The organism is Variovorax ginsengisoli, assembly GCF_030486595.1.
Classification (GTDB): Bacteria; Pseudomonadota; Gammaproteobacteria; order Burkholderiales; family Burkholderiaceae_C; genus Variovorax; species Variovorax ginsengisoli_B.
Genome location: NZ_JAUJZH010000023.1, coordinates 79030 through 105189, shown reverse-complemented (window position 1 = coordinate 105189; position 26160 = coordinate 79030). Strand labels below are relative to the sequence as shown.

The window sequence follows — 26160 nt, the reverse complement described above, 5'->3', positions numbered from 1 at the left end:
CCCTCAGGCCGCGGCGACGTGCTCGCCCGGCAGCGCCTGCAACGGCCCGCTGCCACTGTAGCGATCGAGCGCCAGGTAGATCGCCGGCGTGATGTAGAGCGTGATCACCTGCGAGAAGATGAGCCCGCCGACCACCGCGACGCCCAGCGGCTGGCGCAGCTCGGCACCGGCGCCGAGGCCGAGCGCCAGCGGCAGCGCACCCATCATGGCGGCCAGCGTGGTCATCAGGATCGGCCGGAAGCGCAGCCGGCAGGCTTCCCGGATCGCGTCCTGCGGCCGCATGCCCTCGCTGCGCTGGGCCTCGAGCGCGAAGTCGATCAGCATGATCGCGTTCTTCTTGACGATGCCGATCAGGAGCAGGATGCCGATGGTCGCGATCAGGGTCAGGTCGAAACCGAGCAGCTTGAGCGACAGCAGCGCGCCCACCGCCGCCGACGGCAGGCCGGCGAGGATGGTCAACGGGTGGATGTAGCTTTCATAGAGCACGCCGAGCAGCACGTAGATCACCAGCACGGCCAGGATCAGCAGCGCGGCCTGGCTGCCCTGCGAACTCTGGAACACCGCCGCGTCGCCGCCGTAGCTGGTGATGATCGATTCCGGCATCTTCAGATCGGCCTTGAACTGGTCGATCTTGGCGGTGGCATTGCCCAGCGGCACGTCCGGCGCGAGATTGAAAGACACCGTCACCGCCTGCAGCTGGCCCTGGTGATTGACCGAGGTCGGGCCCACCGTGCGCTTGACGGTCGAGAAGGCCGACAGCGGCACCAGCTGCCCGGCCTTGTTGCGCACCGACAGGCGCGACATGTCCTCCTCGAAGCGGCGGTCGTCGTCGGCCGCCGAGAGGATCACCTGGTAGGTGTTGCTGGCGCCGTAGATGCTGCCGATCTGGCGATCGCCGTAGGCGTTGTAGAGCGCGGTGCGCAGGTCGCCGACCGCGACGCCGAGCACGCCCGCCTTGTCGCGGTCGATGTCCAGCGTGGCCTGCAGGCCGCGGTTCTGCGAGTCGCTGGTGACGTCGCGGAAGGCCGGGTCGGCGCGCATCTTCTCCATCAGACGGTCGGCCCAGACCCCCATGGTGCCGGCGTTCACGCTTTGCAGCGTGTACTGGAAGCGGGCCTTGCTCTGGCGGCCGCCGAGGCGCAGGTTCTGCACCGGCTGCATGTAGACGGCGATGCCCGGGATCTCGCGGAAACGCTTGCGCAGCGACTCCAGCACCTGGGCCATCGGCGGACGCTGGCTGCGCGGCTTCAGCACCGCGAACAGGCGGCCGGAGTTCTGCGTCGCGGTCGGGCCGCCGACGCCGATGAAGGAATTCACGTAGTCGACGCTCGGGTCGTCCTGCAGCGCCTGGGCCACGCGGTCCTGCAGCGCCTTCATGGCCGGGAACGAGATGTCCTCGGCGGCCTCGGTCGTGATCTGGATCTGGCCGATGTCCTCCTCGGGGAAGAAGCCCTTCGGGATCGTGATGAACATCCAGGCCGTGAGCGCGAAGGTCGAGGCCGCGAGGATCAGCATCAGCGGGCGGTGGCCGAGCGTCCAGTCGAGCGAGCGCATGTAGCTGCCGTGCACCCAGCGGTAGCCGCGTTCGAAGGCGCGGCCGATGGCGGTGCCCGGCTCGGGATGCTGCTCCTCGTGGTCGAGCGTGCCGTGCGCGCGCGGCGTGTGCTTGAGCAGCCGGCTCGCCAGCATCGGCACCAGGGTCAGCGAGACGATCGCCGAGACCATCACCGCCAGCCCGACCACCACCGCGAACTCGTGGAACAGCAGGCCGATCACGCCCGGCATGAAGAAGATCGGGATGAACACCGCGACCAGCGAGATCGAGATCGAGATGATCGTGAAGCCGACTTCGCGGGCACCGCGCAGGGCCGCCGCGAACGGCTCCATGCCCTTCTCGACGTAGCGCATGATGTTCTCGAGCACCACGATGGCGTCGTCCACCACCAGCCCCACGGCCAGCGTGATGCCCAGCAGCGACACGTTGTCCAGGCTGTAGCCGAAGGCATAGAGCAGCGCCACCGCGCCGATCAGCGAGATCGGGATCGTCAGTGCCGGGATCAGCGTCGCCACCAGCCGGTGCAGGAACAGGAAGATCACCAGCACCACCAGCAGGATGGTGCCGAGCAGCGTCAGCTGGACGTCGTGCACCGCCTCGCGGATCGACAGCGAGCGGTCGTTGACCAGGTTGATCTCGACCGATTGCGGCAGCTCGGCCTTGAAGCGCGGCATCAGCGCGCGCACCGCGTCCACCACCTGCACCGTGTTGGCGTTGGGCTGGCGCTGGACCGCCAGCGAGATCGAGCTTTCGCCGTTGAAGCTGCTGGCGGTCTTGACCGACTCGAAGCTGTCCTCGATGGTCGCCACCTCGTCCAGCCGCACCGGCGCGCCGTTGCGCTGGCCGACGATGACCTTGGCGAAATCAGCCGCCTTCAGCATCTGCTCGTTGGCCTGGATCGTGAGCGTCTGGCGCGGACCGTCGAGCACGCCGACCGGCGTGTTGGCGTTGGCCAGCCGCACCGCGTTGGCGAGTTCGTCGAGCGTGATGTTGCGGGCATTGAGCAGGTTGGCGTCGGCCTTGATGCGCACCGCGAAGCGCTTCTGGCCATAGACCGCCACCTGCGCCACGCCGTCGATGGTCGACAGGGTCGGCGAGATCAGGTTCTCGGCATAGTCGTTGAGCTCGGCCGGCGTCATCGAGTTCGACACCATCGCGATGAACAGCACCGGCGCGTCGGCCGGATTGACCTTGCGGTAGGACGGCAGCTGCGTGAGCTCGGCCGGCAGCTGCCGCTGGGCCCGCAGCAGCGCCGCCTGGACGTCGACCGCGGCGGCGTCGATGTCGCGCGTGCTGACGAATTCGAGCGTGACCGAGGTCACGCCCTGGGTGTTCACCGAGCTGATGGTCTGCAGCCCCGGGATGGTCGAGAACTGCTTCTCGAGCGGCAGCGCGACCGACGAGGCCATGGTCTCGGGGCTGGCGCCCGGCAGCTGCGCCGAGACGTTGATGACCGGCGTGTTGTAGCTCGGCAGCGCCGCCACCGGAATCTGGAAATAGGCAAAGATGCCGATCACCACCACCGCGGCGGAGAGCAGCACCGTCATCGCAGGACGACGGATGCACAGCTCGGAGATGTTCATGTGCGCTCCCGGTCCGCGACGACGCTGGCGCTGGACGGCGCGACCGAGGCCGCGCTGCCCGGCGAGGGCCCGGGTGCCGCGTTGCCGGGCTGCGGCTGCTTGTCGGGTTGCGCCTGGGGCGCGTCGATGCGCACCTTGCCGCCGGGGCGCACGTTCTGCTTGCCTTCGGTGACCACCTGCTCGCCGGGCTCGACGCCCTTCACCACCACCTGGGTGCCGAAGTTGTAGATCGCCTGCACCTTGCGCCGGGCGGCCTTGCGCTCGGCGTCGACCACGTAGACCGAGTTGCCGTCGGCCAGCATCATCAGGGCCGAGGCCGGCAGCACCGTGGCGCCGTCGATCGTGCGCACCGTGACCCGGGTCTCGACGAACTGGCCGGGCCAGAGCGCCTGGTCGGCGTTGTCGAACACCGCCTTGGCGCGCACCGTGCCGATCAGCGGGTCGACCGTGTTGTCGACGAAGCTCAGGGTGCCCTTGAGCGGCGCCTTGCGCCCGGTCACCAGGGCCTCGACCGGCGTGTGCTCGCGGGCCGCCTGCAGCAGGTCCTGCAGCTTGCCTTCAGGCACCGGGAAGCTCACGGCGATCGGATCGAGCTGGGTGATCGTGACCAGCGACAGGCTGGGCTGCACCAAGGTGCCCGGGTAGATGTTGACCGCGCCGATGCGCCCGGCGATCGGCGCCTTGAGCGTGGCATAGCCCAGCGCCACCTGCGCCGACTGCACGGCCGCCCGATCGGCCGCCACCGCGGCGCGCTGCGCCTCCAGCTGCGACAAGGTCGCATCGGCGGCGCTCTTGGCGATGAAGTTCTGCGCCACCAGGTCCTGGCTGCGCTTGTACTGGCGCTCCAGGTCGGCCAGCATGGCCTCGTCGCGCTGCTGCTGGGCCCGCGCCTTGGCCAGGTTGGCCTGGTCCGGGCGGTCGTCGAGCGTGAAGAGCAGCTGGCCGGCCTTGACGAACTCGCCTTCCTTGACATGCACCTCGCGCACCGTGTTCGTCACCTGCGGCCGCAGGTCCACGCTGTTCAGCGACACCACGCTGCCGTTGACCTGGACCGTGACCGGAACGTTCTGCCGCTGGGCCGACGCCAGCGTGACCAGCGCCGGGGCACCGGCGCCGGGGGCGGCGGCCTGGGTGGCCGCGGCGCTGCGGGTCTTGGCGCCCGACCACCACCAGGTGCCTCCCGCGACGGCCACGACCAGCACGCCGGAAAGGGCGAGAACGAGATTCTTCTTCATGGGGTTCCAGATGGATCGGGATGGATCGAGGGGGCGCGGTCACACTAAATATCGCGGCGGCAGCTATTGGAGCAGCGAGCCGGGAAAAGAGCCCGCGCTTGCCGTAAAGAAATGTAAAGCGTCTGGGCAGAATGGCACGTTGAGCGAATCATTCTGCGCCCCCAGGCCGCTAGAATCCGCGCTCCACAGCCTCTGGATATACCCCATGAACCGCTGCAAGAAGCCTTTTCCCAGCCTCCTGTCGATCGCCCTCGCGGTGCTGATCGTCCCTGCCGGCGCGTTCCTTGCCGGCCCCGCCGCGGCCCAGGCGCTCGACCCTTCGGCGACCCAGAACGAAGCTGCCAACGGCGGTCGCAACTTTCCGCCGGGCACCCTGCGCGGCAGCTTCTTGGTCGTGAACCCGCCCGAGATCCAGCTCGACGGCAACGCCGAGCGGCTCGCCCCTGGGGCCCGCATCCGCAGCGCCGACCGCATGCTGGTGATGCCGGCGTCGATCACCGGCCAGAACCTGCTGGTGAACTACACCCGCGACGCCGCCGGCATGGTGCGCGACGTCTGGATCCTGACCCCGGACGAAGCCCGTGCCAAGCGGGCCTCGGCCGAAAAGCCGCTGCTCAATTTCTGGCCTTTCGTGTCGGCCGACAGCGGCCCGCGCGACGACGGCAAGACGCCCTTCAACCAGTTGCCGATCTTCGGCCAGTAGACCGGCTTCGCCGGTCTACTGGCCTGCGGCCCTCATGGGAAGCGCCGCACTGCGGCGCATGGCGCCCCATGGTGGCGCGCTGATGGATCGATCACGCCAACCTGCTCCCGGGAGAGCCTTATGACCCCCAAAGTTTTCATCAAGACCTTCGGCTGCCAGATGAACGAGTACGACTCGGACAAGATGGCCGACGTGCTGCGCGCCGCCGAAGGCTACGAGCCGACCACCAACGTGGACGAGGCCGACCTGATCCTCTTCAACACCTGCTCGGTGCGGGAGAAGGCCCAGGAGAAAGTGTTCTCCGACCTCGGCCGGGTCAAGCACCTGAAGGCCAAGGGCGTGAAGATCGGCGTCGGCGGCTGCGTCGCCAGCCAGGAAGGCGCGGCGATCATCGCCCGCGCGCCCTACGTCGACGTGGTGTTCGGGCCGCAGACGCTGCACCGGCTGCCCGAGATGCTGAGCCAGGGCGCCCGCGAGGGCCGCCCGCAGGTCGACATCAGCTTCCCCGAGATCGAGAAGTTCGACCACCTGCCGCCGGCCCGGGTCGAGGGCGCCACCGCCTTCGTCTCGATCATGGAAGGCTGCTCGAAGTACTGCAGCTACTGCGTGGTGCCCTACACCCGCGGCGAGGAGATCAACCGGCCGCTGGACGACGTGCTGGTCGAGATCGCCGGGCTGGCGGACCAGGGCGTGCGCGAGGTCACGCTGCTGGGCCAGAACGTCAACGCCTACCGCGGCCGCATGGGCGACACCGCCGAGATCGCCGATTTCGCCACCCTGATCGAGTACGTCGCCGAACTGCCGGGCATCGAGCGCATCCGCTACACCACCAGCCACCCGAACGAGTTCACCCAGCGCCTGATCGACACCTACGCCCGGGTGCCCCAGCTGGTGAGCCACCTCCACCTGCCGGTGCAGCACGGCAGCGACCGCATCCTGATGGCGATGAAGCGCGGCTACACGGCGATGGAATACAAGAGCACGGTGCGCAAGCTGCGCGCGATCCGCCCGCAGCTGGCGCTCAGCAGCGACTTCATCGTCGGCTTCCCGGGCGAGACCGACGAGGACTTCGGCAAGATGATGCGGCTGATCGACCAGCTCGAGTTCGACGCCAGCTTCAGCTTCATCTTCAGCCCGCGGCCGGGCACGCCGGCGGCGGCACTGCACGACGACACGCCCCATGCGGTCAAGCTGGCGCGGCTGCAGCAGCTTCAGGCCGTGATCGACGGCAACGTGCGGCGCTTCGGTGAAAGCCGCGTCGGCACGGTCCAGCGGGTGCTGGTCGAGGGCGCCTCGCGCAAGGACGCGGGCGAGCTCATGGGCCGCACCGAGTGCAACCGGGTGGTCAACTTCGAGGGCGACGCCCGCCTGGTCGGCCAGATGGTCGACCTGCGCATCACGCGCTCGCTCGCCTACACGCTGCGCGGCGAGGTCGTCACCTCCGAATCCACCGCCGCCGGCCGCTCGGCCGCGCTGCCGGTCGCCTGATGGCGAAGCTGAGCGCAGCCCGCGGCTCGTTCCAGCAACTGCTGCTGTTCGCGTTCCTGCTGATCACCGCGCTGCTGGTGGGCGTGGCGCTGCGGGCGGTGTTCCAGTACGACATCCTGATGACCCAGAGCCGCGACGCGGCGGCGCGCGCGCTCACGCTGTCGGGCGCCGCGCAGTCCCTGGCCGAGCGCAGCGCCGCCATGGAGCGCGCCGGGCGGCAGTCGCTGGTGCTCAACGACGGCGTGCTGCGGCGCCGCTTCGAAGACGCCGCGCGCGACGCCCGCCAGGTGCTCGGCCGGCTCTCCGCCAACGGCCTGGGTCCCGACGGGCCCGACAAATGGCGCGAGCAGCTGGAAGTGATCCAGGGCCTGATGAGCGGCGCCCCCGAGACCTCGCTGGCGCGCGAGAGCTCGATGGCGGTGCAATTCCGCGAGCTCGATGCGCTCAACACCCAGATCGCGCAGCAGGCGCAGTTCCTGATCGAGACCCAGAACAACGAGCTGGCCCAGCGCATCGAGACCGCGCGCAAGCGGCTGATGCGGCTGGTGATCGCCGCCAGCGCGCTGGCGGCGGCGCTGGCGCTGGCCTTCGGCGTCTGGCTGGCGCGGCCCTTCAAGCGCCTGGAGCGCGCGATCGTCGGCCTCGGCGAGAACCGGCTCGACGTGCCGATCGACATCCACGGGCCGTCCGACGTGCGCCGGGTGTCGCAGCAGCTCGAGTGGCTGCGGCTGCGGCTGACCGAACTCGATGCCGACAAGGCACGTTTCCTGCGACACGTCTCGCATGAACTCAAGACTCCGCTGGCCGCCCTGCGCGAAGGCGTCTCGCTGCTGGAAGACGGCGTGACCGGCGCGCTCAATCCGGCCCAGCACGAAGTGACGCAGATCCTGCAGCAGAACACGGTCGCGCTGCAGGGCCAGATCGAGGCCCTGCTGCGTTTCAACGCCGCCGCCTTCGAGGCCCGCGAACTGCGCCGCGAACGCACGCCGCTGCTGCCGCTGATCGAAGAGCAGATCGAGGCCCAGCGGCTGCAGTGGCAGGCCAACGGCCTCACGGTGCGCGCCGAAGGCGAGCCGATCTCGGTGGTGGTCGACCCGGTCAAGCTCGGCACCGCGGTGGCCAACCTGCTGTCGAACGCGATCCGCTTCTCGGCCCGCGGCGGCACCATCACGCTGACGGTGTCGAGCACCGCCGACACGGCGCAGATCGACATCGCCGACGCCGGCCCCGGCATCGCCGACGGCGACCGCGACCGCGTCTTCGAACCTTTCTACCGCGGCGAGCGACAGCCCCAGCATTCGGTCAAGGGCACCGGCATCGGGCTGTCGATCGTGCAGGAGTACATTGCAGCCCATGGCGGCCGCGTCACGCTGCTGCCCGAGGGACCGGGGGCGCGATTCCGCATCGCGCTGCCACGCTCCGCCTGACCTTCATCGCCCACGCGCCCATTCCTGAGTCCATGTTTTCTTCGATCGTTCGCGGACCCGCCATCGCCTTGAGCTGCGCCCTGCTGCTGGCCGGCTGCGCCGCGCCCCGCAAGCCGCCTCCCGCGCCGGTCGCGGTCGCGGTCGCCCCGACACCAGCGCCGCCGGCGATCACCCCGGTCGAGGCCGAGCCTCTGGCCCCCGCGACCCAGCCCGGCAGCCTCTTCACGCAATGGACGCAGGGCCCGGTGGGCGCCATGCTGGCCTATGCCGACAAGGTGCGGCCGCTGGGCGCACCCGAGCTGGCGGCCGAGCTCAACCGCCTGGGCGACCTGGTCGAGACGCCCGCGGTGCAGATGCAGATGGCGATCGTGCTGGCCCAGACCCGGGTCCCCGCCGATCTCGGGCGCGCCAGCGGCCTGCTGCAGCGCGTGATCTCCAATCCTTCCGCCGACGCCCTGCCGCTGCAGCCGCTGGCCCGCACGCTGGCGGCGCGCTACGCCGAGCAGCGCAAGGTCGAGGACGACCGCGACAAGCTGGCGCAGCAGCTGCGCGACAGTCAGCGCCGTATCGACCAGCTCAACGACCGCATCGAAGCCCTGCGCGCCATCGAGCGCAGCTTCTCGCGGCCCAATCCGGCGCCGGCGGCGCCGAAGCCGGCGCCATGAGCGCAATGCGAAGCACGAAGGTCCCTTCATGAGCAGCGCGCCGCCCCCGGCACCGAAGCCGCCCGATACTGCCGCGGTCCCGACGGCCCGCGGCGCCCGCCTGCTGGTGGTCGACGACGACGCCGACATGCTGCGCCTGCTGTCGATGCGGCTGATGTCGGCCGGCTACCAGGTCACGGCCGTGACCTCGGCCGAGTCGGCGCTGACCCAGCTCGAGATCGAACATCCCCAGCTGGTGCTCTCCGATGTCCGCCTGCCGGGCCGCGACGGCCTGGCACTGTTCGACGAGATCCGCAAGCGCCATCCGACCCTGCCGGTGATCCTGCTGACCGCGCACGGCACCATTCCCGACGCGGTCGAGGCCACGGCGCGCGGGGTCTTCACCTACCTCACCAAGCCGTACGACGCCCGCGAGCTGCTCGAGAAGATCGGCCAGGCGCTGGCCCTGGGCGCGCCGGCCGCCGCGCCCGGCAAGGGCGGCGACGAAAGCTGGCGCGCCGAGATCGTGAGCCGCAGCAACCGCATGGCAGAGCTGCTGGCCGAGGCCCGGATGGTCGCCAAGTCCGACGCCAGCGTGCTGCTGCGCGGCGACAGCGGCGCCGGCAAGGAAGTGCTGGCGCGCGCCATCCACCGCGCCAGCGCGCGCGCCGACAAGCCCTTCGTGGCGGTCAATTGCGGCGCCATCCCCGAGGCGCTGCTCGAATCCGAGCTGTTCGGCCACATGAAGGGCGCCTTCACCGACGCGGTCGCCAACCACAAGGGCCTGTTCCAGCAGGCCGACGGCGGCACCCTGCTGCTCGACGAAATCGGGGACATGCCGCCGGCGCTGCAGGTCAAGCTGCTGCGGGTGCTGCAGGAGCGCGCGGTGCGCCCGCTCGGCGGCAGCCAGTCGATCGCGGTCGACGTTCGCATCATCTCGGCCACCCACCGCGACCTCGACGCCGCGATGGAGGCCGGCCAGTTCCGCGAAGACCTTTACTACCGCCTCAACGTCGTGACACTCAGCCTGCCGCCGCTGTCGGCGCGGCGCGAGGACATCCCGCTGCTGGCCAACCACTTCCTGCAGCGGCTGTCGACCAAGTACGGCAAGCGGCTGTCGGGCTTCGCGCCCGAGGCGCTGAAGGCGCTCACCACCGCCTCCTGGCCCGGCAACGTGCGCCAGCTGTTCAACGTGGTGGAGCAGGTCTGCGCGCTGTCGAGCTCGCCGCTGATCCCGCTGGCGCTGGTGCAGCGCGCGCTGCGCGTTCCGAGCGTCGAAGTCCAGACCTACGCCGAGGCCAAGCAGCGTTTCGAGCGCGACTATCTCGTGGGCCTGCTCAAGCTGACCGACGGCAACGTGGCCGACGCGGCCCGCCTGGCCGACCGCAACCGCACCGAGTTCTACCGCCTGCTGCAGAAGCACGAACTGACGCCCGGCCACTTCAAGGCCGAGGCCCCGTCGCCGGGGGGCGAAAACGGTCGCTGACCAGCGACACGCCAAGTTGTTGATTTGATTGGGTTTTGTCGGTCAGGCTCGCAGGCTGTCGGGCCCAGGCGACAATTTCGGGGGTCTGGCGGCCTTTCTGGGGTCCGAGCCCCCTCGAAAAACCGGAAATTCAGTCCAAGCGATTGATTTCAAAGGGTTTTTCAGCCCTGGCACAGGGTTTGCCCCTGTACAGGCATGACAGCACTCACCAGCCCCTCTTTCGCACTGCGTCCGCAGCGCGACGGCCTGCGTCAAAAGCAGTTTTCCCTCTCGCGGCCCCGTGCCGCGGGTCAGTTGCTGGCATCCCAGGCGGGCGCCGGCCATTTCGCGCCCGAGAGCGTGTTCAAGCGCTTTCCGGCAATCGGCGACACGCCCTCCTTCGACAAGCAACGCGGCTGAAGCACATGAAGCCCACCCACTACGCCCAACCGAAGCTGCTGGCCGAGAGCGATTTCTCGCACCGCAGCCCGCTGCGCGAGGAACGCCACCCGAATTCGGTGACGGCCCCCCCCATCAACCGCGGCTCCATGGCGCCCCGCCCCTGGCGCGGCTTCTGGAACAGCATCGGCACGGCCCTGCTGGTCAAGCTCGGCGCCGGCCGCAATGCCGCCGCCCAGGCCGCGCCCTCGGCAAGGCAACCTTGGCAGCGCGCCGCGTCCCAGCGCCGCCTCGCCTTCCTGGCGCTGACGGTGCTCAGCACGGTGGCAGCCGCGACGCTGTTCGCCCGGGTCCAGCCCGACTACGACAACCTGTGGCTCGAATACAGCCAGATCGCGCTCTACGCCGTGCTGTCCGGCTGGGTCGTGACCGGTTTCGTGACCGCGCTGATGGGCTTCTATGTCTCGGTGCGCGGTGACAAGCACGCGCTGTCGGGCAAGCAGGTCGCCGACCATCCGATGAACCCCGAGGCACGGACGGCGATCATCATGCCGATCTGCAACGAGGACGTGGCGACCGTGTTCGCCGGCCTGCGCGCCACCTGCGAATCTGTGGCCGCCACCGGCCACGCGAAACAGTTCGACGTCTTCGTGCTGTCCGACAGCTACACGCCCGAGATCGCGGCCGCCGAGCGCGCCGCCTGGGAAGACCTGCGCGCCGCGCTGGCCGACAGCCCGAACCAGCCGCAGGTCGAGGTCTACTACCGCCTGCGCACCCGCCGCACGCACCGCAAGGCCGGCAACGTGGCCGACTTCTGCCGCCGCTGGGGCAAGGACTACCGCTACATGGTCGTGCTCGACGCCGACAGCGTCATGAGCGGCGACTGCCTGACCTCGATGGTCAAGCTGATGGAAGCCAACCCGACCGCCGGCATCATCCAGACCGCGACCCAGGCCATCGGCCACGTCACGCTGCACGCCCGCGCCCAGCAGTTCGCCTCGCGCATGACGGGCCGCCTGTTCACGCTCGGCATGCAGTTCTGGCAGCTCGGCGAGTCGCACTACTGGGGCCACAACGCGATCATCCGCGTCCAGCCCTTCATGGACCACTGCGCGCTGGCGCCCATCAAGGGCAAGGGCGGCATGGCGGGCGGCATCATGTCGCATGACTTCGTCGAAGCCGCGCTGATGCGCCGCGCCGGCTTCCACGTCTGGCTGGTCGCCGACCTGGTCGGCAGCTACGAGCAGCAGCCGCCGGACCTGCTGTCCGAGCTGCAGCGCGACCGCCGCTGGTGCCAGGGCAACCTGCAGAACGCCCGCCTGATGGCCGAGCCCGGCCTGCACCCGGTGCACCGCGCCATGTTCGTCACCGGCACCATGGCCTACCTCTCGGCGCCGCTGTGGCTGGCCTTCCTGACCCTGGGCACCGCGCTGTGGCTGACCGGTTCGAGCGTGGTCGAGCACTGGCTCGCGATGCCGATGGAACTCGTCGGCCTCTGGCTGTGGACCCTCTGCCTGCTGTTCCTGCCGCGCATCCTGGGCCTGGTCGCGGTGGTGATCCGCGGCGAGCAGCGCCAGTTCGGCGGCATCGGCGGCCTGCTCAAGAGCGCCACGCTCGAAAGCGCGATGGCCATCGTCCAGGCCCCGGTGCGCATGCTGGCCCACTCGCTGTTCGTGGTGGTGGCCCTGACCGGCCTCAAGCTCGACTGGAAGTCGCCCCCGCGCGAAGCCGCCGCCGTGTCCTGGCGCATCGCGGTCTCGCAGCTGGCTCCGATGTCCTTCGTGATCGCCGCGCTGGCCGTCGGCATCGCGCTGATCGACGCCAGCGCCCTCACCTGGCTGATGCCGGTGGGCCTGCCGCTGCTGCTGGCGATCCCGCTGACGGTGCTGACCAGCCAGATCGGCTTCGGCATCGCGCTGCGCGAACGCGGCTTCCTGCTGATCCCCGAGGAATCGCGCTCGCCTGCGGTGCTGCGCAGGGCCTGGATGCATGCGCTTCGGCTGTCGCGGCCGGTTGCGGCCTGAGCAGGTTCTAGCCTTTGAGAAAAAGCCCCGCGATGCGGGGCTTTTTCGTTGGTGGCTGCGGCCGATGCCCAGCTACCATGGCGCACCCGGGTACCGCCATCCGCCCGTCTTCGCGCCCGGTATCGGCGCCGGACGCGGAGGTGTCCGTGCGTCAACAAACCATTGCCTGGCTGATCCTCGCGGCCAGCGTAGCCGCGGAAGTGCTCGGCACGCTGGCGCTTCGCCATGCCGCGGGCTTCACGCTGCTTCTTCCCTCGCTGGCAGCCGCCGCGTGCTATGCGGCCGCCATCTGGTGGATGGCGCTCGCGGTCAGGCATCTGGAGATCGGCCTGACCTATGCGGTCTGGGCCGGGAGCGCCACGGCGCTCACGGCCATCGCCGGAATCATCTGGTTCGGCGAGGCGGCTACCGCGCTTCGCATCACGGGGCTGCTCATGGTCGTCGGCGGCGTGGTCGCGCTGAACCTGAGCGCTCACTCAGGATGAATCCGAGCGCCTGGATTCGATACGACGCTATTGGTTCGGGGCGGGCTCACGTCGACGGCGTACTCTGCTCCGCGAATGTCCCCCGCCCTTCGGGCTCCTCCTTTATTTCGCTGCGCAGAGCACACCATCGGCGTGAGCCGTCAAGCCGGTGGTTCATCCTCAGCCAGCACTCCACGGCGCTACCCGTGCCGAGGGCACCGGGCGGCCCCCGCAGCGAAGTAAAGGAGGAGGCCGCAGGCCGGGGGACATGAGCGGAGGGGGCCACCCGGTGCCCTCGGCACGCACCCCTGCAGACCAGCGCCAGAAAGGGAAAGGGCGCCTTGCGCGAACCCCAGGGCTCAGAAGCGCGGCATCCCGCCCCCGCCCATCGGCGGCATGCCCTTCATGCCACCCATGCGCTTCATCATCTTCATGAGGCCGCCGCCCTTCATCTTCTTCATCATGGTCTGCATCTGCTCGAACTCGTTGAGCAGCCGGTTCACTTCCTGCACCTGAACCCCGGCGCCGGCGGCGATGCGGCGCTTGCGGGTGGCCTTGAGCAGCTCGGGCTTGCGCCGCTCCTGCGGCGTCATGCTGTTGATGATCCCTTCCTTGCGCCGGATGTCGCGCTCGGCCCGGGTCATGTCGGCCTCGGTGGCCTTGGCCGCCATCTGGGCGGGCAGCTTGTCCATGATGCTCGACAACCCGCCCATCTGCTTCATCTGCTGCAGCTGGCCGAGGAAGTCGTTCAGGTCGAAACCGACGCCGCTCTTGACCTTGGCCGCCAGCTTCTGCGCCGCCGCCACGTCGACCCCGGCCGTGACCTGCTCGACCAGCGCGACGATGTCGCCCATGCCCAGGATGCGGCCGGCATGGCGCTCGGCATCGAAGACCTCGAGGCCATCGATCTTCTCGCTCACGCCGGCGAACTTGATCGGCACGCCCGTGACCTGCCGCACCGACAGCGCGGCCCCGCCGCGCGAGTCGCCGTCGGTCTTGGTCAGGATGATGCCGGTCAGCGGCAGCGCTTCCTTGAAGGCCTTGGCGGTGTTGATCGCGTCCTGGCCCTGCATCGCGTCGACCACGAACAGCGTCTCGACCGGGTCCAGCGCCGCGTGCAGCTGCTGGATTTCCTGCATCAGCACCTCGTCGATGGCGAGGCGGCCGGCGGTGTCGACCAGCAGCACGTCGAAGAAGTGCCGCTTGGCGTGGTCGAGCGCGGCTCGCGCGATGTCGAGCGGCTTCTGGTCGGGCGTGCTCGGGAACCATTCGGCGCCGGCCTGCTTCGTCACCGTCTTGAGCTGCTCGATGGCGGCCGGCCGGTAGACGTCGCCGGACACGGTCAGCACCTTCTTCTTGCGCTTCTCGATCAGGTGCTTGGCCAGCTTGGCGGTGGTGGTGGTCTTGCCGGCGCCCTGCAGGCCGGCCATCAGGATGACGGCCGGCGGCTGGGCGGCGAGGTTGATGTCGGCCACGCCCTCGCCCATGGTGGCGGCGAGTTCGCGGTTCACGATGCCGACCAGCGCCTGGCCGGGCTTCAGCGAGCCCAGCACCTCCTGGCCGAGCGCCTTTTCCTTGACGCGGGCGACGAAGTCGCGCACCACCGGCAGCGCGACGTCGGCCTCGAGCAGGGCCATGCGCACCTCGCGCAGCATGTCCTGGACGTTGCTTTCGGTGATGCGGGCCTGGCCGCTGACCTGTTTGACGAGGCGGGAGAATTTTTCTGTGAGGGCGCTGGCCATGATGCTTCCCGCTGGACGGGACCGGTATGAAGACGGGAGCGGCGGCATTCCGCAGAAGGCGAGAAGCTAAACTCCAGCCGATGATTTTAGCGATCCCCTCCCCGCTCGGCGTGGCACTGGGCATCGCCACCGCCGCCGCCTATGGCGTCACCGCCGCCGCCGCCTCCCGCCTCAGCCGCTCCTCGACCCAGTGGCTGCTGGCGCTGGCCTGGCTGCTGCACGGCCTGACGCTGGCCACCGGGCTGGCCGGCGGCACGCCGCGCTTCGGCTTCGCGCCGGCGATTTCGGTGACGGCCTGGCTGGTGTTGACGGTCTACGCCATCGAAAGCAGCCTCTATCCCCAGCTCAAGGTGCGCCGCGCGCTGGCGGTGCTGGGCGCGGTCGCCGTGATGCTGGCCGTGCTGTTGCCCGGCACGCCGCTGCATGTCTCGGCCTCGCCGTGGCTGCCGCTGCACCTGGCGCTGGGCATCGCTTCCTACGGCCTGTTCGGCGCCGCCGTGGTCCACGCCTGGCTCATGACGCGGGCCGAAAAGCAGATCCGGCTGGCGGCCGAACCGCAGGGCGGCGTCCCGCTGCTGACGATGGAACGGCTCACCTTCCGCTTCGTGACCGCGGGCTTCGTGCTGCTGTCGGCCACGCTGCTGGCCGGCCTGCTGTTCAGCGAGACGCTGTACGGCGGCGCGGTGCGCGGCTGGAAGTGGGACCACAAGACCGTCTTCTCGGTGCTGGCCTGGCTCACGTTCGCGATCCTCCTGACCGGCCGCGCCCGTTTCGGCTGGCGCGGACGCACCGCGCGGCGGGTCCTCTACGCGGGCTCGGCGCTGCTGCTGCTGGCCTACGTGGGCTCGCGCTTCGTGCTCGAAGTCGTTCTTTCTCGCGCCATCTCATGAAATACCTGCTCGTCTTCGCGGTGGTCTTCATCGCGGTCTGGCTCTGGCGCAAGAATCGGCGCGAAGAGATGCAATCGCGCCCGCCGCCGCAAAAACCCCCCGCCGTCGGCGCGCCGCAGGCCATGGTCCGCTGCGCCCACTGCGGCCTCCACCTGCCCGCCGCCGACGCGATCGCCGGCCCTGACGGCGCCGTGTTCTGCAGCGTCGCCCACCGCCAGGCCGCGAGCCGATGAAACAGCCCGCGCCGCGCCTGCCATGACCGCGCTCCTGCGTGCCCGGGGCGAGCCGGCGACCGACTGGAGTTCGCTCGAACACTTCGACGGCCAGAGCACCGCGCTGAAGCGCCTGTGGCGTGGCTTCGTGGCCGCGCGCTGCTTCGTGGCGATGGTGCTGCTGCTGCTCCAGGCGCTGGCCTTCGTGCTCGGACAGGCGACCCAATCGGCCACCGTCGCCCTGTGCGCCGGCTATCTGGTCGCCACCCTGCTGGCCGCGCGCTATGCGCCGGTGCAGCAGATCCGCAGCCTGGGCCGGACCTGGCTCGCGACCATCGGCATCGATCTCGTGGTCTTCGCCGCGCTGCAGGTGCTGCAGGTCGGGGGCATCAATTATTCGCCGCTGTTCGCGCTGCCCGTGCTGATGGGAGCCGTGCTGGGCAGCGGCGCCGTCGGTCTCGGCACCACCGCGGCCGCCACCCTGCTGCTGCTGGGCCACGCAACCTGGTACTGGCTCGAACAGCCGGCCGACACCTCGCCGCGCTTCGTGCAGGCGGCGCTGACCGGCACCGGCCTGTTCGTGGTCGCGCTGATCGCCCACGAGATGGCCCGCCGGCTCACGCGCGAGGAAGCGCTGGCCCAGCGCAACCGCAGCGCGGCGCAGATGCACGCGCTGGTCAACGACCTGGTGATCGAGACCCTCAGTGAAGGCGTGCTGGTGCTCGATTCGGAGGGTCAGGTCCATGCCGCCAACCCCGCCGCCGATGCGATCCTGGGCCAGGGCCTGGCCCAGATGGAGCTGCCGTTCAAGCTCGACGCCCACCCGGCCTGGGTCGCGCTGGCCGCGCTGGCGCGACAGACTTTTGCCCGACGCAGTCCGCAGTCGAAGGAGATCCCGGTCGCCCAGGCCCAGGGTGCGGCGCGCGAGGTGCGGGTGCGCACCCGGCTGACCCGCTCGCCGGACCCGAACTCCGAGAGCCTGTGCGTGATGTTCCTGCAGGACCTGCGCGAGCTCGAGGCCCGCATCCGGACCGAGAAGCTGGCCGCCATGGGCCGCATGTCGGCCGCCGTGGCGCACGAGATCCGCAATCCGCTGGCCGCGATCACCCAGGCCAGCGCCCTGCTGGCCGAGGACCTGGTCGACCCGGCGCACCGCCAGCTGACCACCATGGTGCAGCAGAACGCCCAGCGCCTGTCGCGCATCGTCGACGACGTGCTCGACGTCGCCCGGGCCCGGCAGCAGCGCGTGCTGCCGCTGGGCGAGCAGGTGGCGCTCGACGCCACCGTGCGCACGCTGGCCGAGGAGTGGGTGCTGCATTCGCAGCGCCAGGGCGTGCTGCTGGTGCTCGACGCGCCGGGCCGCGACGTCCGCTTCGACATCGAGCACCTGCGCCGCATCCTCGTGAACCTGCTCGACAACGCGGCGCGCTACGCCGGCGACCGCGACGGCTCGATCCAGGTGGCGACCCGGCTCAACCCCGCCGGCCGGGCCACGCTGCAGATCTGGAGCGACGGCGCGCCGCTCGAGCCGGCGGTGCAGCGGCATCTGTTCGAGCCCTTCTTCTCGTCCGAGAGCCGCTCGAGCGGCCTGGGCCTGTTCCTCTGCCGCGAGCTGTGCGAGCGGCACGGCGCCACCATCGGCTACGAACGCCGCGCACTGTCCGCGGCCGGGCCCGAAGGCAACGAGTTCTTCGTTTCGTTTGCCGACGCCGAGACCCGGCTGACACAATAGCCGCGTGAGCACCCCCCATCCGTCCACGCCGCGCCCCGCCCAGATCCTGGTCGTCGACGACGAACCCGACCTGCGCACGCTCTATGAACTCACGCTGCTGCGCGAGGGCTACCGGGTCGAAGCCGCCGGCAGCGTGGCCGAGGCTTCCCAGCACCTGGACGCCGGCCGCTTCGACGCCGTGATCACCGACATGCGGCTGCCCGACGGGCTCGGCATGGAGATCCTGCAGCGCATCCAGCAAGACCAGCGCGGCGAGCGCTGCGTCGTCATGACCGCCTACGGCTCGGCCGAGAACGCGGTCGAGGCCCTCAAGGCAGGCGCCTTCGACTACCTCACCAAGCCGGTCGACCTGAAGCAGTTCCGGGCCGTGGTGGCTTCCGCGGTGCAGGCCACCGCGCAGCTGGCCGGTGCGCGGGCGGCCCGGCCAGTCGACGACCGGGTCGACGACGGCGCCAAGATCGCCAGCGCGGTCGGCAGCGGCGGCGCCGCCGCACTCGAGCGGCTGGTCGGCGACTCCGAGCCGATGCGCATCGTCAAGGCCCGAATCGCCAAGGTGGCGCGCGGCATGGCGCCGGTGCTCGTGCGCGGCGAATCCGGCACCGGCAAGGAACTGGTCGCCCGCGCCGTCCATGCCTGCAGCCAGCGCAGCGACGGTCCCTTCGTCGCGGTCAACTGCGGCGCCATTCCCGAGAACCTGCTCGAAGCCGAGTTCTTCGGCGCCCGCAAGGGCTCCTACACGGGCTCCGCACAAGACCGCGACGGCTATTTCCAGGCCGCGCGCGGTGGCACGCTGTTCCTCGACGAGATCGGCGACCTGCCGCTGGCCATGCAGTCCAAGCTGCTGCGCGCGATCCAGGAACGCAGCGTGCGCCCGATCGGCTCGACCCAGGAGGACGCGGTCGACGTCCGCATCGTGAGCGCCACCCACAAGGACCTGCAGTCCGAGGTCCAGGCCAGCCGGTTCCGGCAAGACCTGTTCTACCGCCTCAACGTGATCGAGATCGCGGTGCCCGCGCTGCGCGAGCGCCGCGGCGACCTGCCGGCGCTGTGCAAGGCCCTGCTGGCGCGGATCGCGCGCGATGCCGGCATGCCGGTGCCGACCTTGTCGGCCGAGGTGCTGCAGCTGCTCGCCGAGCATCCGCTGCACGGCAACGTGCGCGAACTCGAGAACCTGCTGCACCGGGCCGTGGCCTTGAGCGACGGCGACATGCTGCACCTCGACTTCGTCGACAGCACCTTGCAGCCGAGCGAGCTGCCGCTGCGCGAGCCGGCCGCGCCGATCTACGCCGCGGCCCCGTCCGCGGCCGCCATCGCGTCGCCCCCGAAGGGCGGCGCCGCCGAGGTGCCGAACGACCTGCAGGGCTACCTCGACCAGCAGGAGCGCGAGATCCTGATCCGCGCGCTGCAAGAAACCGGCTTCAACCGCACCGCCGCGGCGGCCCGGCTGGGCCTGAGCCTGCGGCAGATCCGCTACCGGATCGCGCGCCTCGGCATCGCGACTCCAAACGGCGACGGCGCCGATGAATGAGCCCCCACGCTCCCCCACTGCGTGTGGGTCGCTGCCCCCCGAGGGGGCCGCAGGCCGCCTTGGGGCGGCCCGGCGCCGGCCTGAATCGCCCCCACGCTCCCCCACTGCGTGTGGGTCGCTGCCCCCCGAGGGGGCCGCAGGCCGCCTTGGGGCGGCCCGGCGCCGGCCTGAGCCCCCCCTCTGCGCCACGGGTCTCTGGCGCGATGGCTGGTATCGCTTCGCGCGCCCGCTGCGCTCGCCCAACTTCGGACCGCGGCCGGCCGGCGCCGACATCGACCTGATCGTGCTGCATTCGATCAGCCTGCCGCCGGGGCTGTACGGCGGCGACCAGGTCCAGCAGCTGTTCACCAATCGCCTCGACTGGGATGCGCATCCCTACTTCGGCAGCATCCGCGGCCTCGAGGTCTCGGCGCACTTCTATGTGCGGCGGAACGGCGAGCTCTGGCAGTTCGTGAGCTGCGACGACCGCGCCTGGCATGCCGGTGCGTCGTCCTGGCGCGGCCGCGCCAACTGCAACGACGATTCGATCGGCATCGAGCTCGAAGGCATCGAGGGCGGGCCCTTCGAGAGTGCCCAGTACGAGACCCTGGCCAGCCTCTGCCCGGCGCTTGCGCAGCGCCACCCGATCCGCTTCATCGCCGGCCACCAGCACATCGCACCCGGCCGCAAGGAAGACCCGGGCGCCGGCTTCGACTGGTGCCTGCTGCGCGAGCAGCTCGGCTGGGACGGCGCGATGTTTCCCCCGGACACCATCGACCGCTAGTTTTTTTCAATCGCTGGGCGGCTCGCGATGCGTCCGCACGAAGGCTTGCCCAGAGCGGCCCGAGTGCAGCAACCATGCGGTTTCCAAGCCCAAAAACGGCCGCAACGCCCGTCGGACGGGGGCTGCGCTAACGTCGATCAACGGGCACGGGGCACAACCGCATTCCAGCCCCGCCATGCGCCCAAAAACATTTTTTAACATTTATGGAAAACACTACATCTAGTGGGTTGTAGACCCACCAGACCCTAGATATAGTGTGTCCTGCCCGGCGCCCGACGCCCAAACCCATGGCCGCCCTGGCACCGCCGCCCCAACAAGAATTGCCAACCGAGGTTTCGCATGCAAACTGCCCTGAGCACCCCCTCCGCCCCCCATTCCTCCTCCTCGACGCCGCTCCAGCAGCGCGACGTCGCCGGCTCACCCGCCAGCAACGCGCTGGCCCACTACCAGATCATCCGCCGCAACGGCGCGGTGGTGCCCTTCGAGCCCAACAAGATCGCGATCGCGATGATGAAGGCCTTCCTCGCCGTGCACGGCACCCAGGGCGCGGCATCGGCCAGCGTGCGCGAGACGGTCGACACCCTGACCCAGGCCGTGGTGCGCGCGATGGTGCGCTCGCGTCCCGGCGGCGGCACCTTCCACATCGAAGACGTGCAGGACCAGGTCGAACTCGGCCTGATGCGCGGCGGCCACCACGAAATCGCACGCGCCTACGTGCTGTACCGCGAGCGCCGCTCCCAGGAGCGCAGCAAGCAAGGCGAGCAGGAAGCCCCGGTCGCGGTCTCCACGCTGCACGTGCTGGACCGCGGCGAGCGCGTCGCGCTCGACCTCAACGAGCTCAAGGGCCTGATCGAATCCGCCTGCACCGACCTCGGCGACAGCATCACGGCCGGCCCGATCGTTGCCGAGACCATGCGCAACCTGTATGACGGCGTGCCGCTCGACGAGGTCTACAAGGCCTCGATCCTGGCCGCCCGCACGCTGATCGAGAAAGACCCCGACTACACCTTCGCCACCGCCCGCCTGCTGCTGCACACGATCTTCAAGGAAGTGATCGGCCGCGAAGTGCCGCTGGCCGAACGGGCCCAGGCCTACGCCGACTACTTCCCGCATTTCATCAAGAAGGGCGTCGACAACGAGCTGCTCGACGAGAAGCTGCTGCAGTTCGACCTGGCCCGCCTGGGCGCGGCGCTCAAGCCCGAGCGCGACCTGCAGTTCGACTACCTCGGCCTGCAGACCCTGTACGACCGCTACTTCCTGCACGTGCGCAAGTCGCGCATCGAGCTGCCGCAAGCCTTCTTCATGCGCGTCGCGATGGGCCTGTCGCTCAACGAGATCGACCGCGAAGCCCGCGCCATCGAGTTCTACGAGGTGATGTCGTCCTTCGACTTCATGTCGAGCACCCCGACCCTGTTCAACAGCGGCACCCTGCGCTCGCAGCTGTCGAGCTGCTACCTGACCACCGTGCCCGACGACCTCGACGGCATCTACGAATCCATCAAGGAAAACGCGCTGCTGTCGAAGTTCGCCGGCGGCCTCGGAAACGACTGGACCCGAGTGCGCGCCCTCGGCAGCCACATCAAGGGCACCAACGGCGAATCGCAGGGCGTCGTGCCCTTCCTCAAGGTGGTCAACGACACCGCGGTGGCGGTCAACCAGGGCGGCAAGCGCAAGGGCGCCGTCTGCACCTACCTGGAGACCTGGCACCTCGACATCGAGGAATTCCTCGAGCTGCGCAAGAACACCGGCGACGACCGCCGCCGCACGCACGACATGAACACGGCCAACTGGATCCCCGACCTGTTCATGCGCCGCGTCATGGAAAAGGGCAGCTGGACCCTGTTCTCGCCGTCGAACGTGCCCGACCTGCACGACAAGTTCGGCCTCGACTTCGAGACCGCCTACGTCGCCTACGAAGAAAAGGCTGCCCGCGGCGAGATCACGCCGAGCCGCACGCTGCAGGCCTCGGACCTGTGGCGCAAGATGCTCACGATGCTGTTCGAGACCGGCCATCCCTGGATCACCTTCAAGGACGCCTGCAACGTGCGCTCGCCGCAGCAGCACGCCGGCGTGGTCCATTCGTCGAACCTCTGCACCGAGATCACGCTCAACACCAGCGACACCGAAACCGCGGTCTGCAACCTCGGCTCGGTCAACCTGCTGCAGCACCTGAAGGACGGCAAGGTCGACCAGGCCAAGCTCCAGCGCACCATCTCCACCGCGATGCGGATGCTCGACAACGTGATCGACATCAACTACTACGCGGTCAAGAAGGCGCGCGACTCCAACCTGCGCCACCGCCCGGTCGGCCTCGGCCTGATGGGCTTCCAGGACGCGCTCTACGAGCTGCGCATCCCCTACGCCTCGCAGGACGCCGTGCAGTTCGCCGACGAATCCATGGAAGCGATCTGCTACCACGCCTACTGGGCCTCGACCGAGCTGGCGCGCGAACGCGGCAAGTACTCGAGCTACAAGGGCTCGCTGTGGGACAAGGGCGTGCTGCCGCCCGACACCCTCGACCTGCTCGAGAAGGCCCGCGGCGGCTACGTCGAGGTCGACCGCTCGTCGACGCTCGACTGGGACGCGCTGCGCCAGAAGATCAAGACCGACGGCATGCGCAACTCCAACTGCGTCGCCATCGCGCCGACCGCCACCATCTCGAACATCATCGGCGTCGACGCCTCGATCGAACCTTGCTTCGGCAACCTGTCGGTCAAGTCGAACCTGTCGGGCGAGTTCACCGTCATCAACCACTACCTGGTGCGCGACCTCAAGCGCCTGGGCCTGTGGGACGACGTGATGGTGATGGACCTGAAGCACTTCGACGGCTCGCTGCGCCCGATCGACCGTGTGCCGCAAGACGTCAAGGCGCTCTACGCCACCGCCTTCGAGGTCGAGACCACCTGGCTCGTCGAGGCCGCGGCACGGCGCCAGAAGTGGATCGACCAGGCACAGTCGCTCAACATCTACATGGCCGGCGCATCGGGCAAGAAGCTCGACGACACCTACAAGCTGGCCTGGCTGCGCGGTCTCAAGACCACCTACTACCTGCGCACGCAGAGCGCGACGCACGCCGAGAAATCGACCGTGCAATCGGGTCGCCTCAACGCCGTGTCGTCGGGCAGCGGCGATGCTTCATCGGGCATGAGCGCACTCGAAGCGGCAGCGCGCGCAGCGCAAGCGCAACTCAGCGCGATGCCCGCCACCGACATCGCGTTCTGCGGCGTCGACGATCCGACCTGCGAAGCCTGCCAGTGATGTCGGCCTGAAGTTGTCGTGGTTCGCGGCATCGACTGACAAATTGCGATGCATGCGAACAACATAACGACCACATAATTGAAGCGCGATGTGAGGAGCACTTTGCAACTCACATCGTTGCTCACATAATTTGAGCATTGGATTTTTCTATGTTGACCTGGGACGAAGAAGTCAAGCCCTCCTTGCCAAAGGATCTGCCTCAAGGATTGCGGCACCCATCGAACAGCGGCGCGCCAGTCGCCCGCTCGTCGGAGTTCCCGACTTCGCAAATTGCTCCCCAAGTTTCTTCCGCTGCGCGCACGCTCGATGACGGCGCAGCGCTGCGCCCCGCGCAGGCCGCAGTGCCCGTCGCGCCGGCCGCGCACCGCGTCAAGGCGGCCGACAAGCGCATCATCAACGGCCAGACCGACGTCAACCAGCTGGTGCCGTTCAAGTACAAGTGGGCCTGGGAAAAGTACCTCGCCACCTGCGCCAACCACTGGATGCCGCAGGAAGTGAACATGACGCGCGACATCGCGCTCTGGAAAGACCCCAACGGCCTGACCGAGGACGAGCGCCGCATCGTCAAGCGCAACCTCGGCTTCTTCGTGACCGCCGACTCGCTGGCCGCCAACAACATCGTGCTGGGCACCTACCGCCACATCACGGCGCCCGAATGCCGCCAGTTCCTGCTGCGCCAGGCTTTCGAGGAAGCGATCCACACGCACGCCTACCAGTACATCGTCGAATCGCTGGGCCTGGACGAGAGCGAGATCTTCAACGCCTACAACGAAGTGCCGTCGATCCGCGAGAAGGACCAGTTCCTGATCCCGTTCATCGACGCCATCAGCGACCCGAACTTCAAGACCGGCACCCACGAGACCGACCAGACCCTGCTGAAGTCGCTGATCGTCTTCGCCTGCCTCATGGAAGGCCTCTTCTTCTACGTCGGCTTCACGCAGATCCTCGCGCTGGGCCGCCAGAACAAGATGACCGGCGCCGCCGAGCAGTACCAGTACATCCTGCGCGACGAGTCGATGCACTGCAATTTCGGCATCGACCTGATCAACCAGCTCAAGCTCGAGAATCCGCACCTCTGGACGGCCGAGTTCAAGGCCGAGATCAAGGCCCTCTTCATGAAGGCCGTCGAGCTCGAGTACAAGTACGCCGAAGACACCATGCCGCGTGGCGTGCTCGGCATGAACGCCTCCATGTTCAAGGGCTACCTGCGCTACATCGCCAACCGGCGCGCGCAGCAGATCGGCCTCGAAACGCTCTTCCCGAACGAAGAAAACCCCTTCCCCTGGATGAGCGAAATGATTGACCTCAAGAAGGAGCGCAACTTCTTCGAAACCCGCGTGATCGAGTATCAATCGGGCGGTGCGCTCTCCTGGGACTGAGACTTTCCGACAAGAACAAAGTGCATTCAGAAAAAGCCTTCAGCAACACACTGCACCGGAGAGTGCGGCATTGCTGAGGGCGACGGTGTTCATGGTGCTGGAATCCGTTCCAACGCCATGAATCGCTTCACGCTGACCAACATGCGTGGAGTGCTTCAAAAGGTTGATTTTTTCAACTTGATCAAGGAGAAATAGAAATGGCAACTGCAAAGAAAGCGCCGGCTAAGAAAGCCGCTGCAAAGAAGGCTCCGGCAAAGAAGGCTCCCGCCAAGAAGGTCGTAGCCAAGAAGGCGCCGGCAAAGAAGGTCGCGGCCAAGAAGGCTCCGGCGAAGAAGGTAGCGGCCAAGAAGGTCGCCGCCAAGAAGGCGCCTGCCAAGAAGGCCCCCGCCAAGAAGGTAGCAGCCAAGAAGGCCCCGGCGAAGAAGGCCCCTGCCAAGAAGGCAGCAGCCAAGAAGGCCCCGGCGAAGAAGGCCGCTGCGAAAAAGGCGCCTGCCAAGAAGGCCCCGGCGAAGAAGGCTGCGGCGAAAAAGCCCGCTGCCAAGAAAGCCGCGAAGAAGCCCGCTGCCAAGAAGGCTGCGAAGGCTCCCGCCAAGGCTGCCGTAGCGCCTGCTCCTGCTGCCCAGACCACGCTGAACCCGCAGGCTGCCTGGCCGTTCCCGACGGCCAGCAAGCCCTGAGTCTTCCAGCGGCCTTGAAGGCACAAGCCCGGCACCGAAAGGTGCCGGGCTTTTTTCATGGGGTCAGAGGCCCAGAGCGTTGCGGTCGACCTGGTAGTTCTGCGGGCCGCGCTGGGCGATCTTGAGCGCCCCCAGGTGGTTGCCCAAGGCAGCGCAGCGCGCCAGCGCCCAGCCCTGCTCGAGTCCGAACAGCAAGGCGCCGCGCCAGGCGTCGCCGCAGCCGGTCGGCTCGACCACCGCCGCGGGAGTGACCGCCGGCACATGTTCGCGCTCGCCGTTCGTCCACACCTCGCAGCCCTCGGCCGCCAGCGTCACGACCAGGCCTTCGACCCGCTTCGAGATCTCCGCCAGGCTCCATCCGGTCCGCTGCGACAGCATCTTGCCCTCGTAGTCGTTGACCACCACCCAGCTCGCCAGGTCGACGAAATGCGCCAGTTCCTTGCCGTCGAACATCGGCAGGCCCTGGCCCGGATCGAAGACGAACGGGATGCCGGCCGCCTTGAACTGCTCGGCATGCTGAAGCATGGCGTCGCGGCCGTCGGGCGCGACGATGCCGAGCTTGATGTCGTCGCGCGCGGCCACCTTCGTGATGTGCGCCTGCTGCATCGCGCCCGGATGGAAGGCCGTGATCTGGTTGTTGTCACGGTCGTTCATGATCATGGCCTGGGCCGTGAAGGTATCGCCGACCTGGCGCACGAACTCGGTGCTGATGCCCAGCGTGCGCAGGCGCTCGATGTAGTCGGCGCCGTCGCTGCCGACCGTCGCCATCGGCAGCGCGGTGCCGCCGAGGGCGTTCAGGCTGTAGGCGATGTTGCCGGCGCAGCCGCCAAAGTCCCGCCGCAAGCCCGGCACCAGGAAGGACACGTTGAGGATGTGCAACTGGTCCGGCAGGATCTGGTCCGCGAACCGCCCTTCGAAAGTCATGATGGTGTCGAACGCGAGGGAACCGCAAATCACTGCTGCCATGGATGAGCCACTGGTTGGATTGAAAA

The 26160-nt window shown here is 68.7% G+C and carries 20 protein-coding genes; 16 read left to right on the top strand and 4 right to left on the bottom strand.

The genetic code is table 11. The annotated features are described in order from the left end of the window. Positions 1–3: 3 nt before the first annotated feature. Positions 4–3138, bottom strand: coding sequence for an efflux RND transporter permease subunit (locus QZH52_RS26995; RefSeq protein ID WP_301813787.1), 3135 nt, complete (start codon positions 3136–3138; stop codon positions 4–6). Further along, on the bottom strand, positions 3135–4373 hold the full coding sequence (locus QZH52_RS26990; RefSeq protein WP_301813786.1) for an efflux RND transporter periplasmic adaptor subunit: 1239 nt from the start codon (positions 4371–4373) through the stop codon (positions 3135–3137). Before QZH52_RS26990 ends, QZH52_RS26995 begins: the two co-directional genes overlap by 4 nt. 205 nt (positions 4374–4578) lie before the next feature. Here QZH52_RS26990 and QZH52_RS26985 point away from each other — a divergent pair, with 205 nt between their 5' ends. From QZH52_RS26985 to QZH52_RS26950, 8 genes are all read left to right on the top strand, one after another. After that, entirely contained in the window at positions 4579–5076 is a 498-nt protein-coding gene (locus tag QZH52_RS26985) for a hypothetical protein (protein ID WP_301813785.1), read from the top strand. A 120-nt stretch (positions 5077–5196) separates the two neighbouring features. Continuing rightward, on the top strand, positions 5197–6564 hold the full coding sequence (gene miaB, locus QZH52_RS26980) for a tRNA (N6-isopentenyl adenosine(37)-C2)-methylthiotransferase MiaB (protein WP_301813784.1): 1368 nt from the start codon (positions 5197–5199) through the stop codon (positions 6562–6564). Next, the gene (locus tag QZH52_RS26975; RefSeq protein WP_301813783.1) at positions 6564–7991 is read left to right on the top strand and encodes a sensor histidine kinase; all 1428 of its coding nucleotides are present in this window, start codon (positions 6564–6566) and stop codon (positions 7989–7991) included. The genes miaB and QZH52_RS26975 overlap by 1 nt, the downstream gene beginning before the upstream one ends. A gap of 32 nt (positions 7992–8023) precedes the next feature. Beyond that, positions 8024–8656: a hypothetical protein gene (locus tag QZH52_RS26970; RefSeq protein WP_286533908.1), complete on the top strand. Its 633-nt coding sequence runs from the start codon at positions 8024–8026 to the stop codon at positions 8654–8656. A gap of 28 nt (positions 8657–8684) precedes the next feature. Then, a complete protein-coding gene (locus tag QZH52_RS26965) occupies positions 8685–10121 on the top strand; it encodes a sigma 54-interacting transcriptional regulator (protein WP_436411636.1) in 1437 nt (478 codons plus the stop codon). Between the two features lie 195 nt (positions 10122–10316). Next, positions 10317–10520: a hypothetical protein gene (locus tag QZH52_RS26960; RefSeq protein ID WP_301813781.1), complete on the top strand. Its 204-nt coding sequence runs from the start codon at positions 10317–10319 to the stop codon at positions 10518–10520. 5 nt (positions 10521–10525) lie between these two features. Then, the gene (mdoH, locus tag QZH52_RS26955) at positions 10526–12523 is read left to right on the top strand and encodes a glucans biosynthesis glucosyltransferase MdoH (RefSeq protein WP_301813779.1); all 1998 of its coding nucleotides are present in this window, start codon (positions 10526–10528) and stop codon (positions 12521–12523) included. Between the two features lie 146 nt (positions 12524–12669). Beyond that, positions 12670–13008: a DMT family transporter gene (locus QZH52_RS26950; protein ID WP_286533914.1), complete on the top strand. Its 339-nt coding sequence runs from the start codon at positions 12670–12672 to the stop codon at positions 13006–13008. Between the two features lie 338 nt (positions 13009–13346). On the opposite strand, the gene ffh is transcribed toward QZH52_RS26950, so the two are convergent. Continuing rightward, positions 13347–14729: a signal recognition particle protein gene (gene ffh, locus QZH52_RS26945; protein ID WP_286523809.1), complete on the bottom strand. Its 1383-nt coding sequence runs from the start codon at positions 14727–14729 to the stop codon at positions 13347–13349. Positions 14730–14809: 80 nt separating this feature from the next. Here ffh and QZH52_RS26940 point away from each other — a divergent pair, with 80 nt between their 5' ends. From QZH52_RS26940 to QZH52_RS26905, 8 genes are all read left to right on the top strand, one after another. Continuing rightward, positions 14810–15619, top strand: coding sequence for a cytochrome C assembly family protein (locus QZH52_RS26940; RefSeq protein WP_286533917.1), 810 nt, complete (start codon positions 14810–14812; stop codon positions 15617–15619). Then, a complete protein-coding gene (locus tag QZH52_RS26935) occupies positions 15616–15852 on the top strand; it encodes a PP0621 family protein (RefSeq protein WP_286523811.1) in 237 nt (78 codons plus the stop codon). The genes QZH52_RS26940 and QZH52_RS26935 overlap by 4 nt, the downstream gene beginning before the upstream one ends. Positions 15853–15874: 22 nt before the next feature. After that, positions 15875–17563, top strand: coding sequence for a two-component system sensor histidine kinase NtrB (locus QZH52_RS26930; protein WP_301813775.1), 1689 nt, complete (start codon positions 15875–15877; stop codon positions 17561–17563). A 4-nt stretch (positions 17564–17567) separates the two neighbouring features. Continuing rightward, positions 17568–19091, top strand: coding sequence for a sigma-54-dependent transcriptional regulator (locus QZH52_RS26925; protein WP_301813773.1), 1524 nt, complete (start codon positions 17568–17570; stop codon positions 19089–19091). A 118-nt stretch (positions 19092–19209) separates the two neighbouring features. Further along, the gene (gene ampD, locus QZH52_RS26920) at positions 19210–19854 is read left to right on the top strand and encodes a 1,6-anhydro-N-acetylmuramyl-L-alanine amidase AmpD (protein ID WP_436411638.1); all 645 of its coding nucleotides are present in this window, start codon (positions 19210–19212) and stop codon (positions 19852–19854) included. A gap of 339 nt (positions 19855–20193) precedes the next feature. Next, positions 20194–23112: a ribonucleoside-diphosphate reductase subunit alpha gene (locus QZH52_RS26915; RefSeq protein ID WP_301813771.1), complete on the top strand. Its 2919-nt coding sequence runs from the start codon at positions 20194–20196 to the stop codon at positions 23110–23112. A gap of 149 nt (positions 23113–23261) precedes the next feature. Continuing rightward, on the top strand, positions 23262–24491 hold the full coding sequence (locus tag QZH52_RS26910; protein ID WP_301813770.1) for a ribonucleotide-diphosphate reductase subunit beta: 1230 nt from the start codon (positions 23262–23264) through the stop codon (positions 24489–24491). 197 nt (positions 24492–24688) lie between these two features. Beyond that, positions 24689–25168, top strand: a complete 480-nt coding sequence (locus QZH52_RS26905) for a histone H1-like DNA-binding protein (RefSeq protein WP_286523818.1) — start codon at positions 24689–24691, stop codon at positions 25166–25168. Between the two features lie 63 nt (positions 25169–25231). On the opposite strand, the gene QZH52_RS26900 is transcribed toward QZH52_RS26905, so the two are convergent. Further along, a complete protein-coding gene (locus QZH52_RS26900; protein WP_286533924.1) occupies positions 25232–26134 on the bottom strand; it encodes a carbohydrate kinase family protein in 903 nt (300 codons plus the stop codon). Positions 26135–26160 lie beyond the last annotated feature (26 nt).

Bases quoted from the DNA above. Each gene is read 5' to 3' on its own strand.
- QZH52_RS26910 (WP_301813770.1), top strand. From the start codon at position 23,262: ATGTTGACCTGGGACGAAGAAGTCAAGCCCTCCTTGCCAAAGGATCTG.
- QZH52_RS26965 (WP_436411636.1), top strand. From the start codon at position 8,685: ATGAGCAGCGCGCCGCCCCCGGCACCGAAGCCGCCCGATACTGCCGCG.
- QZH52_RS26935 (WP_286523811.1), top strand. From the start codon at position 15,616: ATGAAATACCTGCTCGTCTTCGCGGTGGTCTTCATCGCGGTCTGGCTC.
- mdoH (WP_301813779.1), top strand. From the start codon at position 10,526: ATGAAGCCCACCCACTACGCCCAACCGAAGCTGCTGGCCGAGAGCGAT.
- QZH52_RS26970 (WP_286533908.1), top strand. From the start codon at position 8,024: ATGTTTTCTTCGATCGTTCGCGGACCCGCCATCGCCTTGAGCTGCGCC.
- QZH52_RS26905 (WP_286523818.1), top strand. From the start codon at position 24,689: ATGGCAACTGCAAAGAAAGCGCCGGCTAAGAAAGCCGCTGCAAAGAAG.
- QZH52_RS26975 (WP_301813783.1), top strand. From the start codon at position 6,564: ATGGCGAAGCTGAGCGCAGCCCGCGGCTCGTTCCAGCAACTGCTGCTG.
- QZH52_RS26930 (WP_301813775.1), top strand. From the start codon at position 15,875: ATGACCGCGCTCCTGCGTGCCCGGGGCGAGCCGGCGACCGACTGGAGT.
- QZH52_RS26985 (WP_301813785.1), top strand. From the start codon at position 4,579: ATGAACCGCTGCAAGAAGCCTTTTCCCAGCCTCCTGTCGATCGCCCTC.
- QZH52_RS26995 (WP_301813787.1), bottom strand. From the start codon at position 3,138: ATGAACATCTCCGAGCTGTGCATCCGTCGTCCTGCGATGACGGTGCTG.
- ffh (WP_286523809.1), bottom strand. From the start codon at position 14,729: ATGGCCAGCGCCCTCACAGAAAAATTCTCCCGCCTCGTCAAACAGGTC.
- QZH52_RS26990 (WP_301813786.1), bottom strand. From the start codon at position 4,373: ATGAAGAAGAATCTCGTTCTCGCCCTTTCCGGCGTGCTGGTCGTGGCC.
- QZH52_RS26960 (WP_301813781.1), top strand. From the start codon at position 10,317: ATGACAGCACTCACCAGCCCCTCTTTCGCACTGCGTCCGCAGCGCGAC.
- QZH52_RS26940 (WP_286533917.1), top strand. From the start codon at position 14,810: ATGATTTTAGCGATCCCCTCCCCGCTCGGCGTGGCACTGGGCATCGCC.
- QZH52_RS26915 (WP_301813771.1), top strand. From the start codon at position 20,194: ATGCAAACTGCCCTGAGCACCCCCTCCGCCCCCCATTCCTCCTCCTCG.
- miaB (WP_301813784.1), top strand. From the start codon at position 5,197: ATGACCCCCAAAGTTTTCATCAAGACCTTCGGCTGCCAGATGAACGAG.
- QZH52_RS26900 (WP_286533924.1), bottom strand. From the start codon at position 26,134: ATGGCAGCAGTGATTTGCGGTTCCCTCGCGTTCGACACCATCATGACT.